The organism is Candidatus Poribacteria bacterium (assembly GCA_016866785.1).
Classification (GTDB): domain Bacteria; phylum Poribacteria; class WGA-4E.
Genome location: VGLH01000206.1, coordinates 1 through 4,349, shown reverse-complemented (window position 1 = coordinate 4,349; position 4,349 = coordinate 1). Strand labels below are relative to the sequence as shown.

Sequence of the window (4,349 nt, the reverse complement as noted above, 5' to 3'; positions counted from 1 at the left end):
ACGCCTTCGCGGCGATCCAAGCCCTCGCAGCGACCGGAGCGCTCGCCAGCCTGAGCGTCGACAAGATGCCCATCGCCATCGACACCAAGACGAGCCGAGCGCTCGCGCATCAGCCGGGCATCGCCGGCGGCGAGCTCTGGGTCCTCGCCGAGCAGCAGGATGGAGTGTGGAAGCTCCGCACCGTTTCGCAGGAACCGATCCAGGAGAGCCCTCGCGCGGTGTCGCCGCAGGCGAACCTGCCGATCGCGTGGGCAGACCTGCGCCGCTGAGCGCAGTCGAGAAGGAGTACCGACGATGTCACGCGCACGCTATGCACAGCGAGTCTTCGGCTGCGTCATCGTCCTGAGCATCGGCGTCGGCGTAGCCACGGCTCAGGTTCCAGCATCACCCCGCCGACCTCTCTCGCAGATTGAGCGGACGGTACTCGGGGAAGTCGAACAGAAACCGGCGGCACAGACTGCGGCGGAAAAGCCCGCCGCCAACGATGGGGCGCAGGTTCCGACGCTGCACAAGGGCATGTCCAAGCCCTTCTATCTCCGCAACGGGAACGTGCTCCAAGGGACGGTCCGCGACGTCTCCGGCGATGGCGTGGTCTCGCTGGAAACCGAAGACGGCACGCTCCGCATCCCGGCCAGCGATTTCCTCATGGAGACCGCGACGATCACCAAGGGCGACGGCTCGCGGTTCCGCGGCGAAGTCCTGTCGGAGGACATGGTCAGCTTCGTGCTGCTGTCCGACTACGGCGAGGTCGTCATCAACAAGAGCGATATTCGCGCCATGGATCGGTTCCTCGGCGGGCGGCAGATCGCCGAGCGCGAGCAGCGCCAGCGGTTCTTCCAGGGCGAAGAGACGCTGACGAACGTCTTCCTCGATCCGACGGCGTTCGGACTCCAGGAGCGTGCGTTCTACATCAGCGGGTTGTCCATCGGGTTCGGGTTCACGGACAACTTCATGCTGACGACGCGGATGTTCGACAGCTTCCAGGGCGACATCAACCTGAACCCGCACTTCACGGTGTTCAACCGACGACAGGGCGCGTCCGAGATCGGGCTGGGACTCGGCGGCAGACTATCGACCCGGCACGACATGCGCCGCGAGTACGACCGCTACCGACACTTCATCCGACGCGACGGCAAGACCCTCGATGACGCCGCACCAGGGACTCCGCTGCCCGATATCGAGGAACTCCTAGTCGATGATTCGAGCAAGGGGAACCTCGCAGCCTTCGAGGAACTCTACGCCGTCCTGAGTTGGCGCGACTCGCTCCGCAACGGGCGCGGCAAGTGGGGCGTCCACGTCGGCGCTAAGACGAACAGCCTCCTGTTCCAAGAACTCCCTCAGCTCAAGTCGGGCAGCACGTGGGAGCGCTTCGTCCCCTATCGGTTCTGGGCGGCGCTCGACTACGACATGACCAAGCGCGTGAAGTTCCTGGTCGAAGTCTTCGCCGATAACGGCTGGCGCTACGTCGAGTTCTCCGACGCCGCCGAGGACTACTTCGACGAGGAGACGCCGGGCGTCATCTCGTTCGCCAACGGCACGTACCGACCGGTGGATATCGACCTCGGCTTCCTCATCGCCCCGACGGACACGTTCCGCATCGGAGCGCACTTCCAGAACCCGTACATCACGTTCTACTGGAAGATCGTCCAGTTCTAGTCGGCTCAAGAGACGATGAGAGGCGAGCGGAACCTTGTGGTCAGTGACAGTGAAGTGTCGGGTTATCCAACCCCCACCCTAACCCTCCCCCATGCAAGGGGGAGGGACATAGCCTCCTCCCCCGCGAAGCGCGGGGGAGGACTGAGGTGGGGGGAAATACGGCATCTCCAAAGTAATAGACTACTAGGAGCCACTGACATGCCGAAGTCGATGCCCGGGAAGCTCTCGCTGGCGTTCTTCGCTGGTATCTGGATCGCCTTCGGCGTGCAAGTGGCGTTCTCGCTGGCTGGGGAGACGGGCGGCAACGGCCTGTTCGATAGCCCGAAGCTGGCGATCCCCGCGATCATCGCGCTGCTGGAGGCGGCCGGGGCGCTCGTGTCGGGCATCATCGCGATCGTCCGGTTTCGGGAACGGGCGGCGCTCACCTACATCGTTACGGGGGCAGGGGCGGCGATCCTGCTGATCGCACTGGCAGAGGTCGCCGTGCCGCACTGAGCGCTGGCTTCGGGCTTGGAAAGGAGCCCCGACCATGACTCGCGCATCCTTCATTCTCTCCATGATCGCGGCGCTCCTGTTCGCGCCGTGCGTTAGTGGCGCGCCGAGAGCGACCTACGACGAGGCGATGCTGCAAGCCCGCCGCATCCGCGTCATGAAGCTCTCGCGCGACTGGAAAGACAAGACGCTCTCCCTGGAGCTCCGCGACGGGAGCCGGGAACGCGGGAAGCTCCAGAGCGTCTTCGACGGCAAGTTCGTCCTCGTCGGAGCCGCCGACAGGCGGAAGGAGGTCCCGGTCGATGACGTGGTCTCCGTGGTGATCCACCCCGGCGTGTCGGATCGCCTGCTGGGCGCGCTCGCGGGCGTGATGACGGGCGGGCTCACCTACGGCGTCATGAACTTGGGAGCCGACGCGAGGCCGTCCGTCTCGTTGGGCGGCGCGATCGCGGGTTTCCTCGCCGGCGCGGTGGCGGGTGTGCGGTTCGCCAGCCGCGAGACGGTCATCCCGCTGGATGCCGTCGACGCGACATCCGGGGCGGCAGCTCCATGACGGTAGGGCTTGGATGGGAAGGGCGCGGCGATGACTCGTCAGGCTCACGGAATCGTTTGGATGGTGGTTCTAGCGCTCGGCGTCGCGTTCGCGCCAGACGGGCGAACCGGCGTCTTCCGCGACGACTTCGAGGACGGCGACCTCAAAGGCTGGAAGCAGCTCTTCCCGGAGGGCGGCCTGCTGTGGAAGGTCGTCGATGGGGAGCTCACCGTGACTCACCGGTCGAACTTCAGCACCGTGCTGGGGATGGGCGATCCGACGTGGACGGACTACACGTTCGAATGCGACGCGACGCTCGTCGAGGACTTCGGGCCCGGGGACGTCGATCTCTTCGTCCGCGAGAAGTGGTCCGAAGGGATGCTCTTTGGCGTCGGCGACTTCTTCGGCGGACTGAACATCCCCTTCATCCAGATCGGCGACTTCATGGGCGCGTGGGGCGAGAACGTCCAGGGCGTGTTCGACGCCGACTTCGACCTCAAGCTGAATCGCCGCCACCACCTCAAGGTCGAGGCGGACGGTCGGAAGTTCACCTACTGGATCAACGGGAAGGTCGCGCTGCGCCGAGAGGACGCGCGCCTCAAAGAGGGTCATATCGCGCTCGGGGCGGCGAACTACTCGATCCGCTTCGATAACGTACAGATCGAGGGGCGAGACATCCCGGACTTCACGCCGCCGACGTGGAAGGGCGCCCGCGCCGTTCAGCCGGGAGGCAAGGCGACGGGCACTTGGGGAGCCGTGAAGAACCCGTGAGCCGCGCGGCGGTCATTCCGGCGGATGCGGCGGAGTCAGCACCCGGCGAGGCGCTGTGATGGTAGCAAACGGTCATCGTATGTGTCTATGTTAGGTGCGATGCGGTGGAGTCAGCATCCCGCGCGGCGCTGTGACTCCAAGGTCGGTTCGCTCGGATCGAGCAGGAGGTGCGGCGATGTCTGCTGGGATGCGCAGCGTCGGTTGGATCGCGATCCTGGTTCTCTGCACCGCGATCGCCGTGGACGGGAAGTCGGGCGTCCTCCGCGACGACTTCGAAGACGGCGACCTCGTAGGCTGGAAGGCGGTGTATCCGGCTGACTATCCTCTCTGGAAGGTCGTCAACGGCGAGCTCACCATCGCCCAACGCGACATGAGCAGTGTCGTTCTGGCGATGGGCGATCCGACGTGGACGGACTACACGTTCGAATGCGACGCGACGCTCGTCGAGGACTTCGGGCAGGGAGATGTGGACCTGTTTGTCCGCGTGAACTGGCCCGAGTTCATGCTGTTCGGAGCCGGCGACTTCCTCGGCGGAAAGAACATCCCCTTCATCCAGATCGGTGATTTCAACGTTGGGTGGCATGACGACATCAAGGGAGCGTTCAGAGTCTATCTCAATCGACGAATGCAGTTATCCGATAGTCTCCTGTGAGTTCGTCGATTCAGGAGTCTATCGCGTGCAAACGACCGACGATGCCAAGCCGGAACCTAAGCCGGAACCCAAGCCGGAACCGACGATCTGGGCGGTTCCCGACGACGTGTGGGAGATCATCGAGGGGATTCTGAGCCGCGAGTATCCTCGACATCGGCAAGACCGCAAGCGTGTACCGCTTCGCCCGGTGTTGGACGGGGTTGTCTACAAGCTGCGCACCGGCTGTCAGTGGAATCGAATCCCCAA

General features: G+C 64.5%; 6 protein-coding genes. All 6 read left to right on the top strand.

Annotation, left to right across the window (positions count from 1 at the left end):
* Positions 1-294: 294 nt before the first annotated feature.
* Positions 295-1,656 carry a hypothetical protein gene (locus FJZ36_18230; protein ID MBM3216837.1) on the top strand — a complete coding sequence of 454 codons (1,362 nt, stop codon included), beginning with the start codon at positions 295-297 and terminating at the stop codon, positions 1,654-1,656.
* A gap of 198 nt (positions 1,657-1,854) precedes the next feature.
* The gene (locus tag FJZ36_18225; GenBank protein ID MBM3216836.1) at positions 1,855-2,151 is read left to right on the top strand and encodes a hypothetical protein; all 297 of its coding nucleotides are present in this window, start codon (positions 1,855-1,857) and stop codon (positions 2,149-2,151) included.
* 34 nt (positions 2,152-2,185) lie between these two features.
* Positions 2,186-2,701 carry a hypothetical protein gene (locus tag FJZ36_18220; GenBank protein MBM3216835.1) on the top strand — a complete coding sequence of 172 codons (516 nt, stop codon included), beginning with the start codon at positions 2,186-2,188 and terminating at the stop codon, positions 2,699-2,701.
* 30 nt (positions 2,702-2,731) lie between these two features.
* On the top strand, positions 2,732-3,451 hold the full coding sequence (locus FJZ36_18215) for a DUF1080 domain-containing protein (GenBank protein MBM3216834.1): 720 nt from the start codon (positions 2,732-2,734) through the stop codon (positions 3,449-3,451).
* 175 nt (positions 3,452-3,626) lie between these two features.
* Positions 3,627-4,103 (top strand): hypothetical protein, encoded by a 477-nt coding sequence (locus FJZ36_18210; protein ID MBM3216833.1) that lies wholly within the window; start codon positions 3,627-3,629, stop codon positions 4,101-4,103.
* The coding region (locus FJZ36_18205) for a transposase (GenBank protein ID MBM3216832.1) at positions 4,033-4,349 on the top strand (317 nt) is incomplete at its 3' end. The genes FJZ36_18210 and FJZ36_18205, both read left to right, overlap by 71 nt.

What these genes read in the sequence shown, in the direction of transcription:
- FJZ36_18230 (MBM3216837.1), top strand. Translation starts at nt 295, where the DNA reads ATGTCACGCGCACGCTATGCACAGCGAGTCTTCGGCTGCGTCATCGTC.
- FJZ36_18225 (MBM3216836.1), top strand. Translation starts at nt 1,855, where the DNA reads ATGCCGAAGTCGATGCCCGGGAAGCTCTCGCTGGCGTTCTTCGCTGGT.
- FJZ36_18220 (MBM3216835.1), top strand. Translation starts at nt 2,186, where the DNA reads ATGACTCGCGCATCCTTCATTCTCTCCATGATCGCGGCGCTCCTGTTC.
- FJZ36_18215 (MBM3216834.1), top strand. Translation starts at nt 2,732, where the DNA reads ATGACTCGTCAGGCTCACGGAATCGTTTGGATGGTGGTTCTAGCGCTC.
- FJZ36_18210 (MBM3216833.1), top strand. Translation starts at nt 3,627, where the DNA reads ATGTCTGCTGGGATGCGCAGCGTCGGTTGGATCGCGATCCTGGTTCTC.